Source organism: Phenylobacterium sp., assembly GCF_046463815.1.
Lineage (GTDB): Bacteria > Pseudomonadota > Alphaproteobacteria > Caulobacterales > Caulobacteraceae > Phenylobacterium.
This window is the reverse complement of sequence record NZ_JBKBRO010000006.1, coordinates 1-23737: the sequence shown is the minus strand read 5'-3', so window position 1 is coordinate 23737 and position 23737 is coordinate 1. Positions and strand designations below refer to the sequence as shown.

Sequence of the window (23737 nt, the reverse complement as noted above, 5' to 3'; positions counted from 1 at the left end):
GGATAAACTTGGGGGAAATGCCATGAAGCGGCGCCATCGTCTCCGTGCATCTGCGTCTTTCTTCGCCCTCTCGGCCGCCCTGGTCGGCGGGTCGGCCGCGGCCCAGACCGCGGCGCCCGCGGGCAGCGAGGTCGAGGAAATCGTCGTCACCGGCTTCCGCGCCTCGATCGAACAGGCCATCGACATCAAGCGCAGCAGCAGCGGCGTGGTCGATGCGATCGCCGCCGAGGACATCGGCAAGTTCCCGGACACCAACCTCGCCGAATCGCTGCAGCGCATCCCGGGCGTCGCCATCGACCGGACCAACGGCGAAGGCTCGCAGGTGACCGTCCGCGGCTTCGGCGGCGGCTTCAACCTGGTCACCTTCAACGGCCGCTCCATGCCGACGGCCGACGTCCAGACCGTGGGCGGCGACCAGAACGTCGACTTCGCCGCCGGCACCAGCCGCTCGTTCGACTTCTCCAACCTGGCCTCGGAAGGCGTCAGCACGCTGGAGGTCTACAAGACCGGTCGCGCCGCCATCCCCTCCGGCGGCATCGGCGCCACCATCAACGTGCGCACCCGCCGTCCCCTGGACTCCCAGGCCGGCCTCAGCGGCAGCGTGAGCCTGAAAGGGCTGTACGACCGCGGCGTCGAGGAGAGCCTGAAGGACGCCGACAAGATCACGCCCGAACTGTCGGGCCTGGTGAACTACGCCGACCCCAGCGAGATGTTCGGCGTCACGGTGTTCGGCTCCTACCAGAAGCGGAACTTCACCAGCCGCAGCGCCACGTCCAACGAATGGAACATCCGCCGCTACGGCGACTTCCTGAACCCGTCGAACGGCTTCGTCCGCAACAACGGGACCACCCAGATCACCAATGCGCCCGCCAGCCTGGACACCCTGGTCGCCATCCCCAACGACAGCCGCTACCACTTCTCGGAAGGCTCGCGCGAGCGGGTCAATGTCCAGGGCACGGTGCAATTCCGTCCGACCGAGACGCTCACCTTCACCGCCGACGCCCTCTACGCCCGCAACAAGGCCCATGAGGAGCGGACCGACCAGACCAACTGGTTCAACCGGCCGTTCGACCGCGTGACCTTCGACGACAACCCGACCGTCGCGACCGCCATCTTCCTTCAGGAGACGCTCAGCGGCACAAAGGACGAGGGCTTCGAGCAGCAGTACCGGGCCAACACCGACACGCTGAAGTCGTTCGGCCTGAACGGGACCTGGCAGGCCACCGACCGCATCTCGGTCACGCTGGACGGCCACATCTCCAAGGCCGACAGCAAGCCCGGCGGCCGCAACGGCGCCAGCTCGACGATGGTGGCCATCGGCGCCCCGATCATCGCGTCGCACTCGGTGGACTACAGCGGCACGATCCCGATCCAGAGCAGCACGATCAACGACGCCGCCCCGCGCGGCAACGGCAACGGCGTGCTCGACGCTGGCGACCTGGGCAGCCAGGTGGCCCGCACCTCGTCGCAGCGCCAGCAGCAGACGGTGAAGGAAATCCGCGCCGACGTCGCCTGGGAGCTGGACGACAGCGGCAGCCGCGTCGACTTCGGGGCCAACTACCGCACCTCGAAGATGCGCCAGTCGAACATCAACACCCAGCAGGACCTGGGGAGCTGGGGCATCTCCAATCCGCGCGACGTCTCGCAGTACGCCGGCGACCTCGTGAAGGAGTTCTGCCTCACCTGCGCCTTCAACGACTTCGATCCGAACCAGTCGGGGGCGGGGCTCGTGGCGTTCCGCGCCAACGCCATCGACCTCTACGATGCGCTCTCGCCGGTCTACGCCGCGCTCGGCAACGCGGTGGGCGTCACCGGCCAGAACAACAACCGGGTCGACGAGGACATCTGGGCCGTCTACGGCCAGGTGACCTGGAAGGGCGATTTCGGCGGCCACGAGGCCAGCATGGTGGCCGGCGTCCGCTACGAGCGCACCGAGGTCGACTCTACGTCCCAGATCCGCACCCCGCGCGCGGTGGTGTGGACGGCCGACAACGACTTCCGGATCGACACCACGTCGGACTACCAGCCGGTCGAGGGCAAGGGCAGCTACAACAACCTGCTGCCCGCCCTGGACTTCCAGGTGGAGGTCGTGGACGACGTGATCGCCCGGGCCTCGTTCAGCCGCACGATCGCCCGGCCCGACTACGGCAACCTGTTCGCGGCCATCACCGCCCAGGCGCCCAACCGGCCCATCGCCAACGGGGCGGTGCCGCTCGGCACGTCGGGCAACCCCGACCTCCAGCCGCTGATCTCGGACAACTTCGACGTCTCGCTGGAGTGGTACTACAAGCCCGGCAGCTTCCTGTCGGCGGGCTTCTTCGAGAAGCGGGTCAACAACTTCGTCGGCACCGGGACGGTGAACCGCAACCTGTTCGACCTGCGCGACCCGAGCTCCGGCGCGCCGGGCACGCGGTCGGGCGACGCGGTCCAACTGCTGAACAACGTGGGCGCCGACCGGACCGACGTGAACCTGTTCACGGCCACGGCCCTCATCATCCAGAACGGCGGCAACGTGGCGGCGGCCCAGGCCCAGTTCCAGGCCAACCGGACGGCGGTTCCCGGCGGCGGCCTGGGGGACCTGAATCAGGCCTTCGTCGATCAGATCCTGGCGTCCGTCGACATCGAGCCGAACGGGGCCGACCCGCTGCTCACCTTCCAGGTGACCACGCCGGTCAACACCCGCTCGGCCAAGATCTGGGGCTTCGAGGTGGCCGGCGCCCACTTCTTCGGGGACACCGGCTTCGGCGTCGCCGCCGCCTACACCTTCGTGAACGGCGACATCGGCTTCGACATCGCCTCGAACCCCGGCCAGGACCAGTTCGCCCTGGTGGGGCTCAGCGACACGGCCAACGTGACCGCGATCTACGAGAAATACGGCGTCTCGGCCCGGATCGCCTGGAACTGGCGCGACAAGTTCCTGAGCAACCTCAACCGGGGCGGCTCGCGGAACCCGGTGTTCGTGGCGCCCTTCAAGCAGGTCGACTTCAACGTCAGCTACGACATCAACGACAGGCTGGCGGTGTCGTTCGAGGGCATCAACATCTTCGAGGAGCACCTGCGCACCTACGCCCGCGATCCCAACGAGCTGTGGTACGCGCAGGAGCTGGACTCGAGGTATCTTCTCGGCGTGCGGTACCGGTTCTAGCCTCCCCTCCCACTGGGACCGGAACCGGAGAGGGAGAGGCCGCTGTCCGCAGCGGCCTCTTTCGTCCGGATCGGAGGCGCGTATGACCAACAGGGTGCTGCTGAACAACGTCGACCACGCCGACCTGCGCGTGATCGCCCGGCACGGCCCGGAGTTCGGCGACGGGGTGAACCAGGCGCTGGTGTTCCCGAACGAGTTCGAGGACCTGCAGCGCGAGTATCCGATCTTCTTCCGCAGGGACGCCGACGGCGCGTTCCAGGCCGTGGTCCTGCTGGGCTTCGACCGCGACGAGAACCTCTTTCTCGACGGCCGGGGCTGGAACGCCCGCTACGTGCCCGCCGCCCAGCAGCGGGGGCCGTTCTCCATCGCCCTGCAGCCCCAGCGGGCCGGCGGGGCGCCCGAGGCCATGATCCACATCGACCTCGACCATCCGCGCGTCAGCCGCACCGAGGGCGAGCCGCTGTTCCTGCCGGCTGGCGGCAACGCGCCCTACCTCCAGCACGTCTCGCGCCTGCTGGGCGTGATCTATGACGGCCTGGAGGTCGGCCGTCCCTTCTTCGAGGCGCTGGACGGGCTGGGGCTGATCGAGGCCATCGAGGTGGAGGCCAAGCTCGCCGACGGCCGCGAATACGTGATCCCGGACCTCTTCACGGTTTCCGAAGCCCGGCTCGCCGACCTGGGCGGCGAGGACCTGGAGCGGCTGCACCGGTCGGGCGCGCTGCGCGCCGCCTACGCCCAGCGCTCCTCGATGGCCAACATCTCGCGCCTGATCGACGCCAAGAGCGTTCGCCAGGCGGCCTTCGCGTGATGGCGGGGCCCCGTCCCGTCGAGGAGGCGAGCGCCGCGCGCGCCGCCGACATCCCGTTCGGGGCGATCCTGGACGGCCAGAAGCCCCTGGTGTTCCGGGGCCTGGCCGCCGACTGGCCGCTGGTCCGCGAGGGGCTGGCGTCGGCCGAGGCCGCCATGGCCTATCTCAAGCGCTGGGACGCCGGCCACCCGGTGACCGGCTACACCGGCCCGGCGGACATCGGCGGCCGGTTCTTCTATGCCGACGCGGACCTGACCCGCCTGAACTTCCGCGCCGAGCAGGTGGGCTTCGGCGCCTTCCTCGACCGGATGGCCGGGGGCCTGGACGATCCCGCCGGGCCGTCGTTCTACATCGGCTCCACCGACCTCGACATCTACCTGCCGGGCTTCCGGGGCGAGAACGACCTGGGCCTGGGGCCGGAGGTGCTGGGCGCCGAGCCGCTGGCCAGCATCTGGATCGGCGGCCGCACGGTGGCCGCCGCCCACTACGACATGTCGAACAATGTCGCCGTCTGCGCGGCGGGGCGGCGGCGCTTCACGCTCTTCCCGCCCGAGCAGGTGGAGAACCTCTATCCGGGCCCCCTGGAGCCCACGCCGGGCGGCCAGGTGGTCAGCCTGGTGGACCTGCGCGACCCGGACTTCGACCGCTTCCCACGGGCGCGGGAGGCCCTGGCGGCGGCCCAGGTCGCCGAGCTCGAACCCGGCGACGTGCTCGTCTATCCGGCGCTCTGGTGGCACCAGGTGGAGGCGCTCGAGCCCTTCAACGTGCTGGTGAACTACTGGTGGAACGTCGCGCTTGCGTTCCTCGACACGCCCCAGACGACGCTGCTGCACGGCCTGCTCAGCCTGCGCGACCGGCCGGAGCATGAGAAGGCCGCCTGGAAGGCGCTCTTCGACTTCTACGTCTTCGGGCCCGCTGAGCGTGCGGCCGAGCACCTGCCCGAGGCGGGGCAGGGGCCGCTGGGGGCCCTCACCGACATCAAGGCCCGGCGCCTGCGCGCCCAGCTTCTCAACCGGCTCAACCGATGAGGCCGGAACCCTAAAGGGAGTGACCCCATGCAAGGACAGGTCGTGAAGAAGGTCGTCGTCGCGGGCGGCGGATCGGCGGGCTGGATGACCGCCGTGGCGCTGTCCGGCCAGCTGGGCGGCCTGCTGGACATCACCCTGGTGGAGTCCGACGCCATCGGCACGGTGGGCGTGGGGGAATCCACCATCCCGACCGCCCGGACCTTCGTCCATCTGCTGGGCCTCGACGAGCGCGAGTTCATGCGCGAGACCGGCGCCACCTTCAAGCTGGGCATCCTGTTCGAGAACTGGGGCCAGGTCGGCGACCGCTACATCCACTCCTTCGGCCAGGTCGGCAAATCCACCCTGCTCGCCCACTTCCACCACATGTGGATGCAGGCGAAGGACCAGGGCTTCGGCGGCGACCTCGGCGACTACTGCCTGGAGCTGCGGGCCTCGGAGGAGGGGAAGTTCTACACGGCCGACGACTTCCCGATGAACTACGCCTACCACATCGACGCCACGCGGTTCGGCCGCTACCTGCGCCGGCGCTGCGAGAACAAGGGCGTGCGCCGGGTCGAGGGCAAGATCGCCCAGGTCCAGCAGGACCCTGAGAGCGGCCACGTCACCGCGCTCGTTCTGGAGTCCGGCGAGCGGGTCGAGGGCGACCTCTTCGTCGACTGCACCGGCTTCCGCGCGCTGCTGATCGAACAGACCCTGAAGGCCGGGTTCGAGGACTGGGGCCAGTGGCTGCCCAACGACCGGGCCGTGGCCGTGCAGACGCGGACGACCGAACCCTCCATGCCGCTCACCCGGGCCATCGCGCACGCCGCCGGCTGGCAGTGGGGCATCCCCCTCCAGCACCGCGAGGGCAACGGCTGGGTCTATTCCAGCGAGTTCATGTCCGAGGACGAGGCGACCACCACCTTCATTGGCCAGCTCAAGGGCGAGAAGCTCACGGAGCCCTGGCATCTGCGCTTCCGCCCCGGCCGCCGCCGCAAGGCCTGGGACAGGAACGTCGTCGCCATCGGCCTGGCCGGCGGGTTCATCGAGCCGCTGGAGGCCACCTCGCTGCACCTGATCATGATCGCGATCACGCGGCTCCTGCAGCTCTTCCCGTTCACCGGCGTCAACGAGGCGCTGCAGAAGCGCTTCAACTTCCTGGCCGAGCAGGAGATCGAGCGCGTCCGCGACTTCATCATCCTGCACTACAACGCCACCGAACGGAGCGACACGCCCTACTGGGACCGCTGCCGGACCATGGACATCCCGGCCTCGCTCAAGGAGCGGATTGACCTCTTCCGCGAGACGGCACAGGTCTACCACATCCCCGGCGAGCTCTTCCTGATCGATTCCTGGTTGCAGGTGATGCTGGGCCAGCGCATCCGGCCGAAGAGCCACCACCTGATGGGCGCGCTCATGCCGCCGGAACAGCTCGCCAAGGCGCTTTCGGACCTGAAAGGCAACATCGACCGCGCCGTGGCCCGCCTGCCCTCCCACCAGGACTTCGTGGACCGCTACGCGGGAATTCCGGCGGCGGAGGCGGCGACGGCCTGACCAGGCGACCGCCGGCCGCGGCGGCCCACTGCTCCAATGGGACCCGCTAGAGCCACCGGCGGCGCAGGCGCGCGGAGGCGACGTCCAAGGCGATCACCAGCAGGAAGACGGCCACCAGGATCGTGCCCACGTGGCCGTAGTCGTACATGTCGTAGCGGCCCTTCAGCTCCTGGCCGATCCCCCCGGCGCCGACCAGGCCGATGACGGTGGCCATGCGCACGTTCCGATCCAGGATATAGAGGACGTAGGCCACGTACTGCGGCGCCACCTGCGGCAGGATGGCGTAGCGGAACACCTTCAGCCGGTTCGCCCCGATGGCCTGCAGCGCTTCCTGCGGCTTGGGATCGGCGTTCTCGATCTCCTCGGCGAAGAACTTGCCCAGGAAGCCCGCGGCGTGCAGTCCCAGGGCCAGCACCCCGGCGATCGGACCGAAGCCGTAGGCCAGCACCAACAGGAGCGCGCTGATCAGCTCAGGCACGGCGCGAAGCAGGCTCACCAGCCCGCGGGCCGCAGCTCGCGCCAGGGGATGCGGCGTCAGGTTGCGCGCCCCGGCCAGGCCCAGCGGCAGGCCCACGATCACCGCCAGCACGGCGCCCCAGAGCGCGATCTCCAGGGTTTCGACGAGCTTCAGCGCGACGTGGACCAGATAGCCGACCGGCTGGACGAGATAGGTCTTCCGTTCATGGACCGTGCGCGGCCGAAGGGTGGCCGGGTCCATGACCTGGATATCGGTCTCTGCCGTCTCGATCCGGCTGAACGGGGGCAGGCGCTCGGGATCGAAGCCCTCGATGCGCCCCACCTCGGTCCGTTCCGAGATCTGGAGCGGCAGGAACTGGCGTCCCACAGAGGAGAGGCCCCGCGCGACCTGGGAGTCGACCGGCGCGCCGGCGGCGGCGATCAGGGCCTTGCCCGTCTCGGCCAGCATCCGGTCCATGTCCACCCGGGCGCCGGTGACGACGAGGACGATCACGGCCAGCAGCGCCATGGCCGCGCCCCGCGCGTCGTAGGGCTGGGGGAAGCGCCAGCGGGCGTCCGGGGCGGCCTCGCTCATCGGGCGGCCTCCAGGCGGGCGGCGCCTTCAGGCGCCGGCGCGGGGCCCGTCGCGACCCCGTAGATCCGGGCGAGGGCGGCGGGGTCGAGCGCGTCCGGGGCGCCGTCGAACGCCACCCCGCCGTTCCGCAGGGCCACGATCCGGTCGGCGAAGGCCCGGGCGAGGTCGATCTGATGCAGGCTGCAGAGGACGGTCGCGCCGCTGGCCCGGGACTGGGCCCGGAGGAGTTCGAGGACGTCGCGGCTGGTCCTGGGGTCCAGGCTGGCGACCGGCTCGTCGGCGAGCACGACATCCGGTTCGAGCATGAAGGCGCGGGCGATGCCGACCCGCTGCTGCTGGCCGCCGGAGAGGGCGTTCACCCGCCGGCGCAGGTGCTCGGGGGCGAGGCCCACGGCCTCCGTCAGCTCGCAGGCCCGGCGCCGGAGCCTTGGCGGGAAGAACCCGGCCAGGGCGCGCCAGGTGGACACCGCCGGCAGGGCGCCGCTGATGACGTTCGCGGCCACCGAGGCGCGGAGCGCCAGGTTGAACTGCTGGTGGATCATGCCGATCCGGGGGCGCAGGCGCGGCAGCGTGCGGGCGCTGACCTCGACGCCGTCGACCAGGGTGCGCCCGCCGGTGGGGGCGGCGAGGCCGTTGACCGTGCGCAGCAGCGTCGACTTGCCCGCGCCAGACGGCCCGAGGATCACGCAGAACTGGCCCCGGGGAATCCGGAGCGATACGCCGTCCAGGGCGCGGGACCCGTCGGGATAGGCCATCTCGACCCGGTCGAAGATGATCATGGCGGGGCTCACCGCCGCCCGGCCTTGGCGAGGATTTCGCCCTTGGTGTCGTCGTCGAGCAGGGCCATGGTCCGGGCGGCCGTCTCGAAGCGCTCGGGCGGGAAGGCGGAATCGTAGCGGTCCACCAGCTTGCCGCCATAGCCGCGGATCATCTCGGGCGAGACCCCGGGGGCGGTGTGCACCTGGGCGAACGCGGCCTTGAGCTGGGCCTTCAGCTCGGGCGACAGGCGCGTGCTCATGATGATCGGCGGATAGGGGATGGCCTGGCTGCGGGCCACGACCTTGACGGTCTTCGGATCGACGGCGCCCTGCCGCGCGGCCTTGTCGAAGGAGTCGAAGGAGAGGGCGGCGGCGTCCACCTGGCCCTGGACGAGGGCCGCGAGGCTGTTGGCGTGGCTGCCGGCCAGGCGGATTTCCCCCAGGTCCTTCACCGGGTCGAGGCCGGCTTCCAGGATCATGGCCATGGGGAAGACGAAGGACGAGGCGGAGTTGACGTCCCCGAAGGCGACGCTGGCGCCCTTGAGGTCCTTCAGCCCGGCGATGGGCGAGTCCGCCCTGGCGAAAAGGCCGGCGTAATAGTCGGAGCGGCCGTTCTCGACGGCGACGGCCAGCAGCTCGGCGCAGCCGCGCTCGGCCGCCTGCAGATAGGTGACAGGGCCCACGAAGGCCACGTCCGCGGCGCCGTTGCACAGCGCCTCGACGACGGCGCCGTAGGACTGGCCCACGCGGATGTCGAAGGCGAGCCCCGTCGACCTCGCGATGGCGTTGAAGAGCGGTTGGTAATCGGCCTTTGTGCCCGCCTCTGTGCCGCCGTCGGCGGGGATCAGCACCACGCGCAGGGGCGGGGCGGAGGCCGGACGCGCGCTCGGCGAACAGGCGCACAGCGCCGCGGCCAAGAACAGCATAAGCCAGCGTCGCATCATCGCCCCCGCTCCGGAATGAAGCTCGATCGCTAGCGCCCGGACATGACGGTGATGTGAAGGAAACTCAGTATCGCGACATCATGTCCTGCGGTGTCCTCACAGTTATCCCCGGGCCCCTTCCCGGCCGCCGTTCCCTGCCGCCTCTTTGGTGAAGGCGAGCGTGCGCGCTCCGCAGCTTCGCGGCGACCTGCGACGCGGGGGCCAACCTCAGCGCGAAGTTCCGCTGAAATATGCGAACAGCTCATTCATTGTCGCGCAATGAGATGAATATAGTTCATTTCGCTGTCACACGGCCCCGCTAGACGACGGCCCGTCGCGGCGCAGACGAGCCCTCCGTTGCGACGGCGGTGGGCCAATCGGACCGCGCCGGGGGTGTGAGCTGAGCTCAATTCATAGGGGACATGTCGTGATCACCGCGAGACAGAAACGTTCTGCGACGGCCTTCGTCGGCCTTCTGCTGGCTGGCGCCGCCGCGCCCGCCCTGGCCATGGCCGAGGACGCCGCCGGCCCGGCCGGGGCGAAGGCCGTGGACGAGGTGATCGTCACTGGCCACCGGGCCCAGGTGTCCAGCGTCAGGGCCGCCGAGGCCATCGAGTACGGCAACGCCGTGCAGGTCGTCACCGCCCAGCAAATCGAGGACGGCGGGTTCGTCAACATCGCCGAGGCGGCGGTGGCGCTCGTCCGCGGCGCCAACATCGGCTACTCGCCCGACGAAGGCGAATACACCATCCGCCTGGACGGCGGCGGCGACCGGGACACCCTGGTGGTGCTGGACGGCGTGCCGCTCTACGACCGCGGCCCGGCCCTCGAGGAGATCTGGGGCACCACCACCATCGATCCGCACATGATCGAGCGGATGGAGGTGTTCCGGGGCGGCAACAGCCTGTTCTACGGCAGCAGCGCCGGTATCGGCGTGGTGAGCCTGGTCACCAAGCGGCCCGACGGCACGCGCAAGGGCGAGTTCGGCGTCAGCTACGGTTCGTTCAATTCCCGTGAGCTGTGGGCCAACTTCTCGATGCCGATCGACGCCGACGGGCGTCACAGCGTCATGCTCTACGGCAGCAGCCAGCAGACAGACGGTCCGCGCATCTTCCGTCCTGAGGATTTCGTGGACAACGTGGCCGCCGCCGGCGGCGTCCAGAAGTACCCGCTGAACCGCAACAACATCGGCGTGAAGTATCTCTGGAAGATCGACGAGGCGAGCGAGTTCCGGCTGAACGCCCAGTACACCCAGATCGAGTTCCAGGACGCCTTCCCGGACAACAACGTCTTCACGCCCAACCGCGTGGAGTTCCCGATCATCGACGCGAGCTACATCCGCGACTGGTCGCCGAACCTGCACACCGAGGTCGAGGCCTACTGGACCAATCCGCAGCTCTCCAACACCGAGCTCTTCGCCGAGATCTGCCGCATCCCCACGGGCTGCGTCGATCCCAGCGACGCCAAGAAGGTCATCCCCTGGGGCGTCTTCACCGGCGCGGTCGAACCCTACCAGAACCAGGGCTTTGGCGAGGGCAACAAGTACGCCTCGGGCTATGAGGAACTGGGCCTGACGGTCCGCAACACCATCAAGTTCCACAAGTACTTCGAGCTGGTGGCGGGCGTGCAGTCGGTCACCTACCGCGACGACTCGGCCTCGGTGTTCCTGATCTCGGACGACCGGGCGACCACCACGGGCGTCTACTTCGACGCGCGGCCGCGGCTGCCCTTCAGCCCCGACACCGCCATCTCGCTCGCCGTGCGCACCGACTTCGCCGAGGCGTTCGACCAGCGGACCACCTGGAAGTTCGGCGTGCGCCAGCCCCTGCCGGGCGGCTTCTACGTCCGCGCCAACGGCGGCACCTCGTACAGCCTGCCGCGCACCAACGAACTCTACCGGGAGGAACTGACCATCGTCGGCAACCCCGACCTGAAGACCGAGGAGACCGAGACCTACAACGCCGGGATCGGCTTCGATCGGCCGTTCATGGGCGGCCGGGTCCGCGCGGAGGTCGGCGGGTTCATGACCGACATCACCGACCGCATCCGCACCACCTCGGGCCTCACCCCCAACACCTACTACAACGACCCGAACGTGACCGAGATCCGGGGCCTGACCGCCGACCTCGACTGGCAGATCAATTCCGAGTGGTCGGCCAGCCTGAGCTACACCAAGCAGGAGGCGACGCCCGCGGGCAGCAGCGTCCAGATCAACGAGACGCCCGAATACTTCCTGCAGGGCGGGCTGAACTACAACTCGGAGTCCGGCCGCTTCCACTTCTCGCTGCTGCCTCGCTACCAGGGCCCCGAATACGCCACGGGCGGGCCGGGCAACGTCCTGAGGCACAACTTCGGCGAATACCTCGTGGTCAATGCAACGGCCGGCTACTGGTTTGGGGAAGACAGCCAGTATCGCCTGCAATTCCGTGTGATGAACCTGCTCGATGAGAAGTACGCTGAGCGCTATGGCTACGGAAACATGAGGTTCAGCAAGGACTTCATCACCGGAAAGATCAAGACCACGGATCTGGCCTACTACTACGGTTACCCATTCGAAGGTAAGCCTCGGGCCTACTACGTCACCTTCTCCACGAAGTTCTAGTGGAGGAGACCGTCGCGTCCCGGCGTCGGCGACCGCGCTATCCCCCAGCGGCCGGCCCGGGACGCGACGCGAGCCTCGCGTCCCTTTCATCCATCCCTGAACCCAGACGAGGTGGCGTTCCATGTTCTCGCGTCGGCATTTCCTGATCGCCTCCGGCAGCGCCCCGCTCTGGGCGCCGGGCGTCTCCCGCGGCGCGCCCGCGCGCTATCCCTTCACCCTCGGCGTGGCTTCCGGCAGCCCGCGAGAGACCAGCGTCGTCCTCTGGACCCGGCTGGCGCCCGAGCCCACCAAGGGCGGCGGCATGCCGGCCGGCGCGGTGGCGGTGCGCTACCGGGTCTGCGCCGACCCGGCCATGCGCCGGACGGTCCGCGATGGCCTGTTCGTCACCTCCGACGCCGACGCCCACTCGGTCCATGTGCTGGTCGACGGCCTCGAGCCGGGCCGGGAGTATTGGTACCAGTTCCACCTCGGGGAGGACGACAGCCCGGTCGGGCGCACCCGCACCTCCAGCCGCAAGGACGCCGCCGCGCGCCTCGCCCTGGCGAGTTGCCAGAACTGGCAGAGTGGCCGCTACGCCGCCTTCGCCGACATGGCCAAGTGGGCGCCGGACTGCGTGATCCACGTGGGCGACTACATCTACGAGGGCGGCGTCTCGCCGCTGGGCCAATACACCCGTGACGTCGGCGGCGGCCGGAAGAAGACCTTCGAGGTCGTGCGCCAGCACGACGGGCCCGAGATCGTCACCCTGTGGGACTACCGGAACCGCTACGGCCTCTACAAGGGCGACCCCGACCTTCAGGCGGCGCACGCGGCCAGCCCCTGGATCGTCGCCCTGGACGACCACGAGGTCGACAACAACTGGGCCGGCGACACGCCGCAGGACCCCTGGGCCCAGACCCCGCTCGAGTTCCAGGTCCGCAAGGCGGCCGCCTTCAAGGCCTACTGGGAGCACATGCCTCTGGAACGGCCGCCGGCCATCGCCGGCGTGGACGCCCACCTGCAGCTCTACGGCGCCTACCGGTTCGGCCCGGCCCAGGTCTGCCTGCTCGACACCCGACAGTATCGCGCCGACCAGGTGTGCAGCGACGCCTTCCCGCGCGGCCCGTCCTGCGAGGCGCTTCAGGACCCGGCCCGCAGCATGACGGGGCTCGCCCAGGAGGCCTGGCTGCTGGGCGAACTGGCGCGCTCGGACGCCACGTACAACGTGCTGGCCCAGCAGACCTGGTTCGCGCCCTATCGCTACAACGCCCCGCCGGCCGCGCCCGACATCAACACCGACCAGTGGGACGGCTACCCCGTCCAGCGCCAGAGGCTGATCGACGCCATGGCCCAGACGTCGAACCCGATCGTGCTGAGCGGCGACTGGCACTGCGCGGCGGCCATGCGCATCCACCGCGATCCCGCCGACGCCAGGTCGCCGCGGGTCGGCCACGAGTTCGCCGGCACGTCGATCTCGTCGGACTGTCCCTGGGCCGACAGCGTGCACGACGCGAAGGACGCCAATCCGCACGCGGCCTACGTGAATGGCGAACGCCGGGGCTATGTCCGCTGCACGGCCGACGCCCGCACCTGGACCGCCGAGTACCGGGGCGTGGCCGATCCGCGCGACCGCGCCTCGGCCGTGGTGACCGACGCCGAATTCCGCACCCGAGATATGTGACCGGCGAGGCCGTTCCGCGGAAACGCCGACGGCCTCGTCTGCACCGTGCATTGAGAATCATTCATTATTTGTGCGACGCCGGATCGAGGATGGTTCCGGGGTGATCGCGTCCGGAGTCTTGAGTCTTGAACTTGAACCGTGTCCTCGAGCCCCGCGGAACGCCTCGCGTGGCCCTCCAGTCTGCTGCTGAAGCGCGTGAGGCCCTGCGGACAGCGGAAGGACTCCTGCTCGACTGGGACGGCTGCGTGGCGTTCGGGGACCGGCTCGAGTCGGCCGCGCTGGAACTGATCGAGACCCATCGCGACCGCGTCGCCATCGTCTCGAACAACACCACGCATCTGCCTGAGTATTTCTCAGAATGCCTGGCCAGTCAGGGTATCCGCTTTCCGCCGGAGCGGGTCGTGCTGGCGGGCGCCGAGGCCCTGGCGCGCGCTCAGCGGCGCGGCGCGGCCCGAACGATGCTGATCGGCTCGCCCCGCATGAAGGCCGAGGCCCGGCGGCTGGGGGTGAACCTGGCCCGCGACGAGGCGGACCTTGTGGTCCTGCTGCGCGACAACCGCTTCAGCTACGGCAAGCTGGAGCGGGCGGTGAACGCCATCCGGCGCGGCGCGGCCCTCATCGTCGGCAATCCCGACCTGACGCACCCCGGCCCGCAGGGGCGGATCGTGCCAGAGACCGGCGCCTTGCTGGCGGCGGTGGAGGCGTGCCTGTCGTCCCGTGACATCGCCGCCGAGGTGGTGGGCAAGCCCGAGCGCGCCCTGTTCGAGACGGGCTGCCGGGTTCTCGGCGTCGCACCGGGCGAGGCCGTGATGATCGGGGACAATCCCGCGACCGACATGGCGGGGGCGCTGGCCCTGGGCATGGCGGGGGTGCTGGTCGGGCCGCATTCGGGCCTCGCCCTGGCCGACCTCCTTCCCTGAGATCAGAAGCGCTTGCTCGAAAGCACGTCGAAGGTGCTGCGCAAGCTCTCGGTCGCCCGGTCGTAGTCGGCGAGCGCGAGAGCCGCGATCACGGCGTCCAGAACGCAGAGCTGGGCGATGCGGCTGGTCATCGCCTCGGTCCGGAAGCGGGTTTCGCGGGCCATGGTGAAGAGGACCACGTCGGCGTGGGCCTGGATCGGGGATCGGGCGTAGTTGGTGATCACCACCGTCTGGGCGCCGGCCGCCTTGGCGAGCTTCGTGGACATGACCGTCTCGTGGGTCGCGCCCGAGTGGGAGATGGTCAGCACCGCCACGCCCGGATCGGTCTGGGAGGCGCTGATCGCCTGGATGTGGCTGTCCGTCACCGCCTTGGCGTCGAGCCCGATGCGCAGCATCCGATAGTGGGCGTCCTCGGCGATCGGGGCCGACGAGCCAATGCCGTAGATCTCTATCCGCCGCGCGCCGCGCAGCACCTCGACGGCCCGGGCCAGCGCGCGGGGATCGAGCACCGACAGGGTGTCCCGAAGCGCCTGAATGCCCGAATGGAAGATCTTGCGGCAGACGATGTCGGCGTCGTCGCCGGGCTCCAGGTCCTCGTGGATGAACTGGACCGGCCGGACGATCTCCTGTGCGAGGCTCAACTTGAGCTGCTGGAAGCCCGAAAGCCCCAGGCGCTGGCAGAAGTTGATGACGCTGCCCTCGCTGGCCTGGGTGGCCTCGGAAAGCTCGGTGACGGACATCTGCAGCACCTCGTCCGGACGCTGCAGCACGTAGTCGGCGATCCGCCGGGCGCCGGGCGCCAGCGAGCCCTGCATCGCGCGGATCCGGGCGAGCGCGTTGTCCACCGGCGCGTGCGCCGCGGGCCGAGACCGGCCGCCCGGCTTCGAGGTCTCCGGCAAGTCCGTCATGCGCGCTGAGTCCAAGCCTGCTGCGTCCGAGTGGCGGTCTTGCCATTGGCGGCGGCGCCGGTCCAGCCGCCTCGCCAACGGGCGGCCGGCGGCGTGGCGGCCCGGGAGGGACTCGAACCCCCGACCTTGGCTTTAGGAAAGCCCTGCTCTATCCGGCTGAGCTACCGGGCCACGCGCGCCGCCGGGTCTTAAGCCATGCGCAGCGGTTTGGGAACGGGCCGGGGGCTCAAACGAAAACGCCCGGCGGTGAGGCCGGGCGTCTGGGGTTCAGTCGGTCTTGAGCTGGCTCAGGCCGCCGCGGCCGTGGCCTTGACCAGCGACTTGTTCAGCATGGCGATGGCCGCATCGCGGTCGATGCGCTCGATGGCGGCGACCTCGCGGGCCATGCGGTCCAGGGCGCTCTCATAGAGCTGGCGCTCGGAGTAGGACTGCTCGGGCTGGTTCTCGGCGCGGTGCAGGTCGCGCACCACCTCGGCGATCGAGATCAAGTCGCCCGAGTTGATCTTGGCCTCGTACTCCTGGGCGCGGCGCGACCACATGGTGCGCTTCACCCGGGCGCGGCCCTTCAGCGTGGTCAGCGCCTTGGTCACCAGGCCGGTGTCGGCCAGCGGACGCAGGCCGGCGGTCTTCGCCTTGGCCGTGGGGACGCGGAGGGTCATCTTCTCGTGGTCGAAGGTGATGACGTAGACCTCAAGCTTCAGACCGGCGACTTCCTGGGTTTCGATCCCCTGCACCTGACCCACGCCGTGGGCGGGGTAGACGACGTGATCGCCAACCGAGAAATCGTGACCGTTCTTGCTCATCGAGAAACCCTCTCAATAACTGCTGTCCGGGGCAGGCCCGGACTCCGCCGACGCGAGCGACCGCCGAGCGACAATGCCACCCTCTCCGCGAAGGAAACCGCGGCGGCGTCATCACTCTGAGCGGAAGTAGACCTCTTAAGACACCCTTCGTCCGCCCGGTCGGAATCGCCGGAGGACTGTTCTGTGTTGAGACAGGCAGGGGGCAGGCCGCACCGCCACGTCGTTCATGACGATAACACAAAATTCAGCGGAATGAAAGGCTTGCGCCGGCGGGGGTCAGGACGCCGACGGTAGAGGCTTCAGGAGCCGCGGCCCGGCTTCTCGGAGAAGTACTTCTCGAACTTGCCGGTTTCGCGCTCGAACTGCTCGGCGTCTGCGGGCGGGGTGCCCTTGACCGTGATGTTCGGCCACACGCGCGAGTATTCGGAGTTCACCTTCAGCCACTTGCCGTCCGGATCGTCCTCGGTGTCGGGCTTGATGGCGTCCACAGGGCACTCCGGCTCGCACACGCCGCAGTCGATGCATTCGTCCGGATTGATGACCAGGAAGTTCTCGCCCTCGTAGAAGCAGTCGACGGGGCACACCTCGACGCAGTCCATGAACTTACATTTGATGCAGGGATCCATCACGATGTAGGTCATGGCGCGCAGCTACTCCGGCTCTCGGGCGCGCGGGTTTTCGCGGCGCCGCAGCACGATGTCAATGCGGCGTGGCGCCAGGATTTCTGGAAGCCGGATCAGGCGTCTACCGGAATATCTCGGTCAGCGGGCGCTGGCGGCGGGGCGGGCCGAAGCGGTTCTCCACCGGCTGGCCGGGGATTGCGCCCACGACGGCGATCGCGGTCAGCCCTATCAGCGCGGTGATCCCCACGCCCACGTCGCCCAAGCTCACGAGGGCAAAGGCCGCGGCCATCTGCGCCGCCATCAGCGCCACAGCCCACCAGCCGGTGCGGCCCAGGTCGTGGAAGCGGCGGATCTGGATAAGCATCATCGTCGCGAGACCGGCCCCCGATCCCGGGGCGAAGCCCGCCTAGCTCAGGACCGAAAAGGTCGCCATCACGATCAGCACATAGGCCCAGTATTCCTTGCGGTCGGCGCGGCCGGCCAGCCAGTTGGCCCGCTTGCCCTGGCGGTCGCTCGCCACGTCGCGCACCGGATCGTCCACGCTCGCTCTCCTCGAACCTTAAGGCGCGAGGGTGCCCGGGTTTTCGGACAACGTCGAGTAGAGCGTGCGCGCCTCGGCCGGGGGGCCGCGCCGTTCGCCCAGCGCCTCGACCGTCACGTCGATCAGCCGCCCGCCCACGGCGAACACCAGCCGGTCGCCCGCCTTCACCGGCCGGGCGGGCTTGTCGAGGCGGCTCTCCTGGCCAGAGCGGGTCAGGCGCACGCGGCCCTCGTCCACGAACTTCGCCGCCAGCGAGCGGGTCTTGAAGAAGCGGGCGCGCCAGAGCCAGACGTCGACGCGGCAGGACTCCTCGCTCATGCGCCCGCCGCCTTCCGGCGCCTGGGCCGGCGCTTGCGGCGCGCGGGCGGCGGCTGGTCCTTCAGTGCCGCGAGCGCCGCGAAGGGGGAGTGGGCCACGGGCTTGGGTTCCGCCTTGGCCCTGCGCTCGCCGCGCCGGCGCCAGGCGACCGGCTCCCCGTCCTTCGGCCGGTTGGCCGGCGCAAAGCCCAGGCCGCGCAGGAGGGTCTCGGTCTCGTGCTTGGTCCAACCCAGTTCCTCGCGCGCCTGGTCCGACAGCACCACGCCAGCGCCCTGTTTCACGGCGCCGCGCATCAGCTCGTTCAGCCGCTCCAGCCGCTCGACGGGGACCGCCAGCCCGCGGACCGCCCGCAGGCCATACGCCGCCAGCAGGCGCGGGGAGGGCGCGGGCTCGGGCAGGCGCACGACCTCGCCCGCCGCCGGGCGCCATTCCCCGGCCTCGCGCCCCAGCACCGCCTGGGCCAGCGCCCTGGCCTCGGGCTTCAGCAGCCCCGGCATGTAGAGCGAGAACGCCCCGATCTTCACGCCCAGGCCCCGCAGCGTGCGCCGCTCCACCTGGGACAGCGCCCGGGTCTCCTGGCGGACCTCGCCCCGGTCCAGCACCCCGCCGGCCTCGATCAGCCGGTAGGCCAGGCCGCGCGCCAGGCCCTTGATCCTGCCCTCGGCCACCGCGGTCTCCAGCCGGCGCAGGGGCGCGAGCCTGCGCGCCGCCTCGGCGGCCACGAAGGCCTCCAGCCGCCGCTGGGCCCGCTCGCGCGCCGCCTCAGGCCCCAGCTCGCCGAACAGCCGCACGCGGGGGCTGAAGGGCGCCCCGCCGCTCACCGCGCCCGCCGCCTCGCCGCGCCAAAGCACCGTCCCGTCCGGCGAAAGCTGGAAGGCCGCGTCCGGCTCGGACGCCAGCCGGCCCAGCCGCTTGGCGATCTCGGGCGCCACCGCGTGGTTGGCCGCCGCGCGCAGGGCCTTGGTCTCGAGCACCGTCGCTCCTTCGGCCGCCTCGAACCGCACGCCGCTGAGCCGCCCGACGTAATGGCCCTCGACCGTGACCGTCCCGTCCGAGGTCACGCCCGCCAGCATCTCCTCGCGCACGTTCAGCGCCCGCATCAGCGCGCTGGTCCGCCGGTCCACGAACCGGGCCATCAGCTTCTCGTGCAGGGTGTCCGAGAGCCGGTCTTCCAGCGCGCGCGTCTTCGCCTGCCAGGCGCCGGCGTCGGCCAGCCAGTCGGGCCGGTTGGCGACGTAGGCCAGCGTCCGCACGCTCGCGAGCCGGGACGACAGCATGTCGATCTCGCCGTCCGTGCGGTCGAGGTGGGCGTACTGCCGGGCGATCCAGTCCTCGGAGAGCCGCCGCCGCCCGGCGGTGAGCTGCAGGAAGAAGTCGCGCACCAGCCGCACGTGCTCGTCGGTGGCGGTCTTGCGGAAGTCCGGCGTCTGGCAGACGTCCCACAGGCGCGTCAGGTTGGCCTTGTCCCGCGCCCGGCGCGCCACGTCCTCGTCCCCCGCGAGCTGGCGCAGGGTGGTCTCGTCCAGGGCCTCCTTGGCGAGCTTCAGGCCCTCGCGGTCGGGCGGCTGGGCCAGCGACCGCATCAGGGCGGGCAGGGAGCCGAAGTCGAGCCTGGAGTTGCGCCACTCCGCCCCGGCCACCGGCTCGAAATGGTGGTGCTCGACGGCCTCCACCAGGTCGGCGTCCATGTCCTCGCAGTCGCCCGTGACGCCGAAGGTCCCGCTCGTCTGGTAGCGCCCGGCGCGGCCGGCGATCTGGCCCACCTCCTGGGGATGGAGGAACCGCGTCCGCTGGCCGTCGAACTTGCGAAGCCCCGCGAAGGCCACGTGGTCGACGTCCATGTTGAGGCCCATGCCGATGGCGTCGGTGGCGACCAGGAAGTCCACCTCGCCGGACTGGTAGAGCGCCACCTGGGCATTGCGGGTGCGCGGCGAGAGCGAGCCCATCACCACCGCCGCGCCGCCCCGCTGGCGGCGGATCAGTTCGGCGATGGCGTAGACTTGGTCGGCGCTGAAGGCCACGACGGCGCTGCGCCGGGGCAGGCGGGTCAGCTTCTTGGGGCCGGAGTAGGTGAGCGCCGAGAACCGGTCCCGGGTCACGATCTCGGCGTGGGGCAGCAGGCGGCGCACCAGGGGGGCCATGGTCCCGGCCCCCATCAGCATGGTCTCGCGCGTGCCGCGTGCGTGCAGCAGGCGGTGGGTGAAGACGTGGCCGCGCTCGGGGTCGGCGCAGAGCTGGATCTCGTCGACCGCCAGGAACTCGACCTCCCGCGACAGGGGCATGGCCTCGACGGTGCAGACGAAATAGGCCGGCCGCGGCGGGACGATCTTCTCCTCGCCGGTGATGAGCGCGACCGCGCGCGCCCCGCGCAGCCCCACGATCCGGTCGTAGATCTCCCGCGCCAGCAGCCGCAGCGGCAGGCCGATCATGCCCGACTGGTGGCCCAGCATCCGCTCGACCGCCAGGTGGGTCTTGCCCGTGTTGGTGGGACCCAGCACCGCCACGAGCCGGGGCGGCGCAGCGCCCGAGGGACGGTCGCTCATGGCCCTAAGGTGGGTCGCCGCGCGGAGTCGGGCAAGCGCGGCCTGCCGTCGCGGGAAACCTCGCCCTTATCCCCTTGCGGGAGAAGGTGGCCCGCGCAGCGGGTCGGATGAGGGGTTGTTCAGACCTCGCCGAAGGCCGCCCGACCGCCGTCAGGATACGGTTCATCACGCGGTGGTCGGCCGCCCCGATCTCGTTGTTGGTAAAGCGCAGCACCCTGAACCCCTGCGCCGCCAGCCAGGCGTCCCGCGCCGCATCATGCTCGGGGTTGTGGAAGGGACCGTCAGCCTCCACCACCAGCCGATGCCTGCGACACAGGAAGTCCACGACATAGGGGCCGATCGGAACCCGCCGCCTGGACTTCAGCCCTTCGAGGCGGCGGTCGCGTAGCAGCTTCCACAGGAAGCGCTCCGTGGAGGAGGCGTTGCGGCGCAGGCTCCGGGCCCGCCGGGTCGTCGCTTTGCCATCCATGTGCGCAGCATGGCTCAGGTGGAGGCGTTCTTCGACCCCTCATCCGTCAGCCTGCGGCTGACACTTCTCCCGCAAGGGGAGAAGGGCGAACCGGGGCCCACAACCGCGCCCTTCCGCGCAGGCGCGCTCGGCGCGCCTTCTGTGTATTCCGTGGTTCTCCAATTCGGAGGTCGCCTCGTCTCCGTTCGAGGGGAAGAAGGCCCGTCTCGTCCTCCCCGAACATGAAAATCCGGCAATGATCGGCCCCGGCGATTGCGCGGGCCACGGCGGCGGCTAGGGTCCCCGCAATCCTAAGTTCCCGGGGGACCCCCAATGCTCGCTTCCCGTCGCCAACTGCTGCTGTCGGCGCTCGCCGCCGGCGTCTCCACCGCCCTGCCGCTGCGCGCGCTCGCCGCCTCGGGGCCGGTCGCCGATCCGCGGCTCGCCGCCCTGCTCGACGCCTTCGTTGACGAAATCCTCGATGACGCGCCCGAGTTCGCCACCTCGCTCGGCCTCGACAAGGGCCCGCGCGCCGGCCTCAGGCGCCGCCTGGGCGACCGCTCGGCCGAGGGCCGCCGCAAGGAGGTCGAAGCCTACGCCGACCGCGCGCGCCGCCTGCGGGCCATTCCGCGGGCCAGCCTGTCGGGCTCGGACCTGACCCTCTACGACACCGTGCTCTACGCCCAGGACGTGGGCGCCCAGGGCGGCCGGTTCGCCTATGGCCAGGACTACGCCAACCCCTACGTCGTCAGCCAGCAGGACGGTGTCGTCGCGCTCGTCCCGGAGTTCCTGAACTCCCAGCACCCGATCGAGACCCGCGAGGACGCCGAGGCCTATGTCGCCCGCCTCGACCAGATCGCCGGCGCCATCGACGCCGAGAACGCCCGCATGGCCGACGCGGCGGCGGCCGGCGTCATTCCGCCGGACTTCATCCTGGCCACCGCGCTCACCCAGCTCTCCGACGCCCGTGCGCCCCAGCCGGGCGCGGCGCGCCTGGTGACCTCGCTGGTGGAGCGGACCAAGGCCAAGGGGATCGCCGGCGACTGGGAGGCCCGGGCCAGCGCCATCGTCGCCCAGAAGGTCTATCCGGCCATCGACCGCCAGATCGCCGCGGTGAAGGGGCTCCAGCCCCGGGCCACCCACGACGCCGGCGTCTGGAAGTTCAGGGACGGCGCCGACTACTACCGCTGGGCGCTCAAGTACCACACGACCACCGACGCCACGCCGGCCGAGGTCCATGAGATCGGCCTGCGCCAGGGCCGCGAGATCGACGCCGTCATGGACGGCATCCTGAAGTCCCAGGGCATGACCGAGGGCACGGTGGGCGAGCGGATGGGCGCGCTCACCAAGGACCCGCGCTTCCTCTATCCCAACACCGACGAGGGCAAGGCCAAGGTCCTGGCCTACATCCAGGGCAAGCTCGCCGCCATCCGGCCGTTCATCCCGAAGTTCTCGAAGCTGGACCTCAAGGCCCCCGTCGAGGTGCGCGCGGTGCCCAGGGAGATCGAGGCCGGCGCGGCGCTCGGCTACATGAACTTCGCGTCCCTCGATGGCTCGCGCCCGGCGATCTACTACGTGAACCTGATGGATACGGGGAACTGGCCCACCTACACCCTGGCCAGCCTGACCATGCACGAGGCGCTGCCGGGCCATGCCTGGCAGGGCGCCTACCTCGCCGAGAAGCACGACCGCATCCACACGATCAGCTCGCTGATGGGCTTCGGGGCCTTCACCGAGGGCTGGGCGCTCTACGCCGAACAGCTCGCCGACGAGGTGGGCATGTACGCCGACGACCCCTTCGGCCGCCTGGGCTACCTCCAGGCCATCCGCTTCCGCTGCGCGCGCCTGGTGGTCGACACCGGCCTGCACGACAAGCGCTGGACCCGCGAGCAGGCCATCGAGTGGATGGTCGCCGCCACCGGCCGCTCCAAGGGCGCCATCACCAGCGAGGTGGACCGCTACTGCGCCAGCCCCGGCCAGGCGTGCGCCTACAAGATGGGCCACAACGAGATCGTCCGCCTGCGCGAGAAGGCCAAGGCGGCGCTGGGGCCGAAGTTCGACCTGCGCGACTACAACGACGCCGTGGTCACCACGGGCGGCGCCCCGCTCGCCGTCCTCGAAACGGTGATCGACCGCTACATCGCGAGCGCGAAGGGGGCGTAGCCCTTCTTTCGAACCACGGATTTCACGGATTGCACGGATCACCGGCGCTCTGGCGCCCATCCGTGAAAATCGGTGAAATCCGTGGTTCTCTTAAGCGGCGCTGGCGCTACCCCAGCATCTCCAGCAGCGCCTTCACGCAGGCGGCGGAGTTCCTGGCCGCCATGGCCTCCATCTCGGTGAAGGTCACGTGGCTCTCCTCGCCCGCCAGGTCCGAGAGCGTGCGGATCACGTAGAGCGGCGCGCCCCAGGCCTCGGCGACCTGGGCCACCGCGCCGCTCTCCATGTCGATGGCGTCGGCGCCCAGTGTCGCCCGCAGCGCGTCGCGGGTCTCGCCGCAGTTCAGGAAGTAGTCGGCGGTGGTGATCCCGCCCAGCCGCACGGGATGCTCCAGCCGGGGCGCCACCTCGGCCAGCAGGCGGGCGAGGGTGTCGCGCACGTGCGGCGCGACGGGCTCCAGTTCGGCCGGCGGGGCGCCGAAGGGAATCACCCCCGACCGCGTGGACGTGAACCGTCCCGCCGTGACGATGCCGTAGTCGTGGATCGCCAGCCGGTCGGCCAGCAGCACCGAGCCCACCGGCAGCTCCGGGTGCAGCCCGCCCGCCACGCCTGAGAAGATCAGCGCCCGGGCCTCGTAGCGCGTGAGCAGCAGGGCGGCGGCGGCCGCGGCGTTGACCTTGCCCAGGCCGCTGCGGGCCAGCGCCAGCCCGTGGCCGGTCCACACCTCGGTCCGCCCATGGACCTCGGGCTCGGGATCGAGGTGGAGGACGTCGCGGAGCGCCGCGAGCTCCTCAGGGGTCGCGCAGAGGATGCCGTGCATGAGCGCCTCTCTAGAGCGGATCGGGGCCTAGGGTCTGGACCCATAAGCGGGATTCCGGACTTGGCCGAACAGTGCTTCAAGCTCTCAGAGGAGAGCGGGAATGACGGAATTCTGGCTGAGCGACGAGCAGTTCTCGCGGCTGAAG

General features: G+C 70.1%; 20 protein-coding genes and 1 tRNA gene. 8 read left to right on the top strand and 13 right to left on the bottom strand.

Translation table 11 applies throughout. The annotated features are described in order from the left end of the window. Positions 1–22 precede the first annotated feature (22 nt). From ACK4TT_RS05050 to ACK4TT_RS05035, 4 genes are all read left to right on the top strand, one after another. Positions 23–3145 (top strand): TonB-dependent receptor, encoded by a 3123-nt coding sequence (locus tag ACK4TT_RS05050; protein ID WP_410212562.1) that lies wholly within the window; start codon positions 23–25, stop codon positions 3143–3145. An 82-nt stretch (positions 3146–3227) separates the two neighbouring features. After that, positions 3228–3953, top strand: coding sequence for a SapC family protein (locus tag ACK4TT_RS05045; RefSeq protein ID WP_410212561.1), 726 nt, complete (start codon positions 3228–3230; stop codon positions 3951–3953). Beyond that, positions 3953–4981 carry a cupin-like domain-containing protein gene (locus ACK4TT_RS05040; protein ID WP_410212560.1) on the top strand — a complete coding sequence of 343 codons (1029 nt, stop codon included), beginning with the start codon at positions 3953–3955 and terminating at the stop codon, positions 4979–4981. Before ACK4TT_RS05045 ends, ACK4TT_RS05040 begins: the two co-directional genes overlap by 1 nt. A 27-nt stretch (positions 4982–5008) precedes the next feature. Continuing rightward, on the top strand, positions 5009–6514 hold the full coding sequence (locus ACK4TT_RS05035) for a tryptophan halogenase family protein (RefSeq protein ID WP_410212559.1): 1506 nt from the start codon (positions 5009–5011) through the stop codon (positions 6512–6514). Between the two features lie 46 nt (positions 6515–6560). On the opposite strand, the gene phnE is transcribed toward ACK4TT_RS05035, so the two are convergent. Genes phnE through ACK4TT_RS05020 form a run of 3 tightly spaced genes read right to left on the bottom strand, consistent with a single transcriptional unit; the run spans position 6561 to position 9264 of the window. Then, positions 6561–7565 (bottom strand): phosphonate ABC transporter, permease protein PhnE, encoded by a 1005-nt coding sequence (gene phnE, locus ACK4TT_RS05030; RefSeq protein ID WP_410212558.1) that lies wholly within the window; start codon positions 7563–7565, stop codon positions 6561–6563. Further along, on the bottom strand, positions 7562–8344 hold the full coding sequence (locus ACK4TT_RS05025) for a phosphonate ABC transporter ATP-binding protein (RefSeq protein ID WP_409636323.1): 783 nt from the start codon (positions 8342–8344) through the stop codon (positions 7562–7564). The genes phnE and ACK4TT_RS05025 overlap by 4 nt, the downstream gene beginning before the upstream one ends. A gap of 8 nt (positions 8345–8352) precedes the next feature. Then, positions 8353–9264, bottom strand: coding sequence for a phosphate/phosphite/phosphonate ABC transporter substrate-binding protein (locus ACK4TT_RS05020; protein WP_409636319.1), 912 nt, complete (start codon positions 9262–9264; stop codon positions 8353–8355). A gap of 409 nt (positions 9265–9673) precedes the next feature. On the opposite strand from ACK4TT_RS05020, the gene ACK4TT_RS05015 reads away from it, so the two are divergent. From ACK4TT_RS05015 to ACK4TT_RS05005, 3 genes are all read left to right on the top strand, one after another. Next, positions 9674–11848, top strand: coding sequence for a TonB-dependent receptor plug domain-containing protein (locus ACK4TT_RS05015; RefSeq protein WP_410212557.1), 2175 nt, complete (start codon positions 9674–9676; stop codon positions 11846–11848). Between the two features lie 121 nt (positions 11849–11969). Continuing rightward, the gene (locus tag ACK4TT_RS05010; RefSeq protein ID WP_409636313.1) at positions 11970–13508 is read left to right on the top strand and encodes an alkaline phosphatase D family protein; all 1539 of its coding nucleotides are present in this window, start codon (positions 11970–11972) and stop codon (positions 13506–13508) included. Positions 13509–13675: 167 nt separating this feature from the next. Beyond that, positions 13676–14428, top strand: coding sequence for an HAD-IIA family hydrolase (locus tag ACK4TT_RS05005; RefSeq protein WP_410212556.1), 753 nt, complete (start codon positions 13676–13678; stop codon positions 14426–14428). Between the two features lie 2 nt (positions 14429–14430). Here the strand turns inward: ACK4TT_RS05005 and ACK4TT_RS05000 are convergent, their stop codons facing one another. The 9 genes from ACK4TT_RS05000 to ACK4TT_RS04960 all read right to left on the bottom strand — a co-directional run bounded on the left by ACK4TT_RS05000 (position 14431) and on the right by ACK4TT_RS04960 (position 20633). Beyond that, positions 14431–15336, bottom strand: a complete 906-nt coding sequence (locus ACK4TT_RS05000) for a MurR/RpiR family transcriptional regulator (RefSeq protein ID WP_409636308.1) — start codon at positions 15334–15336, stop codon at positions 14431–14433. Between the two features lie 94 nt (positions 15337–15430). Further along, positions 15431–15507, bottom strand: a tRNA-Arg gene (locus ACK4TT_RS04995). Positions 15508–15623: 116 nt separating this feature from the next. Then, complete coding sequence (locus tag ACK4TT_RS04990) at positions 15624–16139, bottom strand: CarD family transcriptional regulator (RefSeq protein ID WP_409636153.1); 516 nt, start codon at positions 16137–16139, stop codon at positions 15624–15626. 299 nt (positions 16140–16438) lie between these two features. Further along, positions 16439–16780 carry a ferredoxin FdxA gene (gene fdxA / locus ACK4TT_RS04985; protein ID WP_409636150.1) on the bottom strand — a complete coding sequence of 114 codons (342 nt, stop codon included), beginning with the start codon at positions 16778–16780 and terminating at the stop codon, positions 16439–16441. Positions 16781–16883: 103 nt separating this feature from the next. After that, positions 16884–17126 (bottom strand): DUF805 domain-containing protein, encoded by a 243-nt coding sequence (locus ACK4TT_RS04980; RefSeq protein WP_409636147.1) that lies wholly within the window; start codon positions 17124–17126, stop codon positions 16884–16886. Positions 17127–17168: 42 nt separating this feature from the next. Further along, complete coding sequence (locus tag ACK4TT_RS04975; RefSeq protein ID WP_410212555.1) at positions 17169–17303, bottom strand: hypothetical protein; 135 nt, start codon at positions 17301–17303, stop codon at positions 17169–17171. A gap of 18 nt (positions 17304–17321) precedes the next feature. Further along, complete coding sequence (locus tag ACK4TT_RS04970) at positions 17322–17621, bottom strand: RNA-binding S4 domain-containing protein (RefSeq protein ID WP_410212554.1); 300 nt, start codon at positions 17619–17621, stop codon at positions 17322–17324. After that, the gene (locus ACK4TT_RS04965; RefSeq protein ID WP_410212553.1) at positions 17618–20164 is read right to left on the bottom strand and encodes a helicase-related protein; all 2547 of its coding nucleotides are present in this window, start codon (positions 20162–20164) and stop codon (positions 17618–17620) included. Before ACK4TT_RS04965 ends, ACK4TT_RS04970 begins: the two co-directional genes overlap by 4 nt. Positions 20165–20168: 4 nt before the next feature. After that, positions 20169–20633 carry an endonuclease domain-containing protein gene (locus ACK4TT_RS04960; RefSeq protein WP_410212552.1) on the bottom strand — a complete coding sequence of 155 codons (465 nt, stop codon included), beginning with the start codon at positions 20631–20633 and terminating at the stop codon, positions 20169–20171. A gap of 312 nt (positions 20634–20945) precedes the next feature. On the opposite strand from ACK4TT_RS04960, the gene ACK4TT_RS04955 reads away from it, so the two are divergent. After that, the gene (locus tag ACK4TT_RS04955; RefSeq protein WP_410212551.1) at positions 20946–22775 is read left to right on the top strand and encodes a DUF885 domain-containing protein; all 1830 of its coding nucleotides are present in this window, start codon (positions 20946–20948) and stop codon (positions 22773–22775) included. A 106-nt stretch (positions 22776–22881) separates the two neighbouring features. Here the strand turns inward: ACK4TT_RS04955 and mtnN are convergent, their stop codons facing one another. Continuing rightward, positions 22882–23592: a 5'-methylthioadenosine/S-adenosylhomocysteine nucleosidase gene (gene mtnN, locus ACK4TT_RS04950; protein ID WP_410212550.1), complete on the bottom strand. Its 711-nt coding sequence runs from the start codon at positions 23590–23592 to the stop codon at positions 22882–22884. Between the last annotated feature and the right edge of the window lie 145 nt (positions 23593–23737).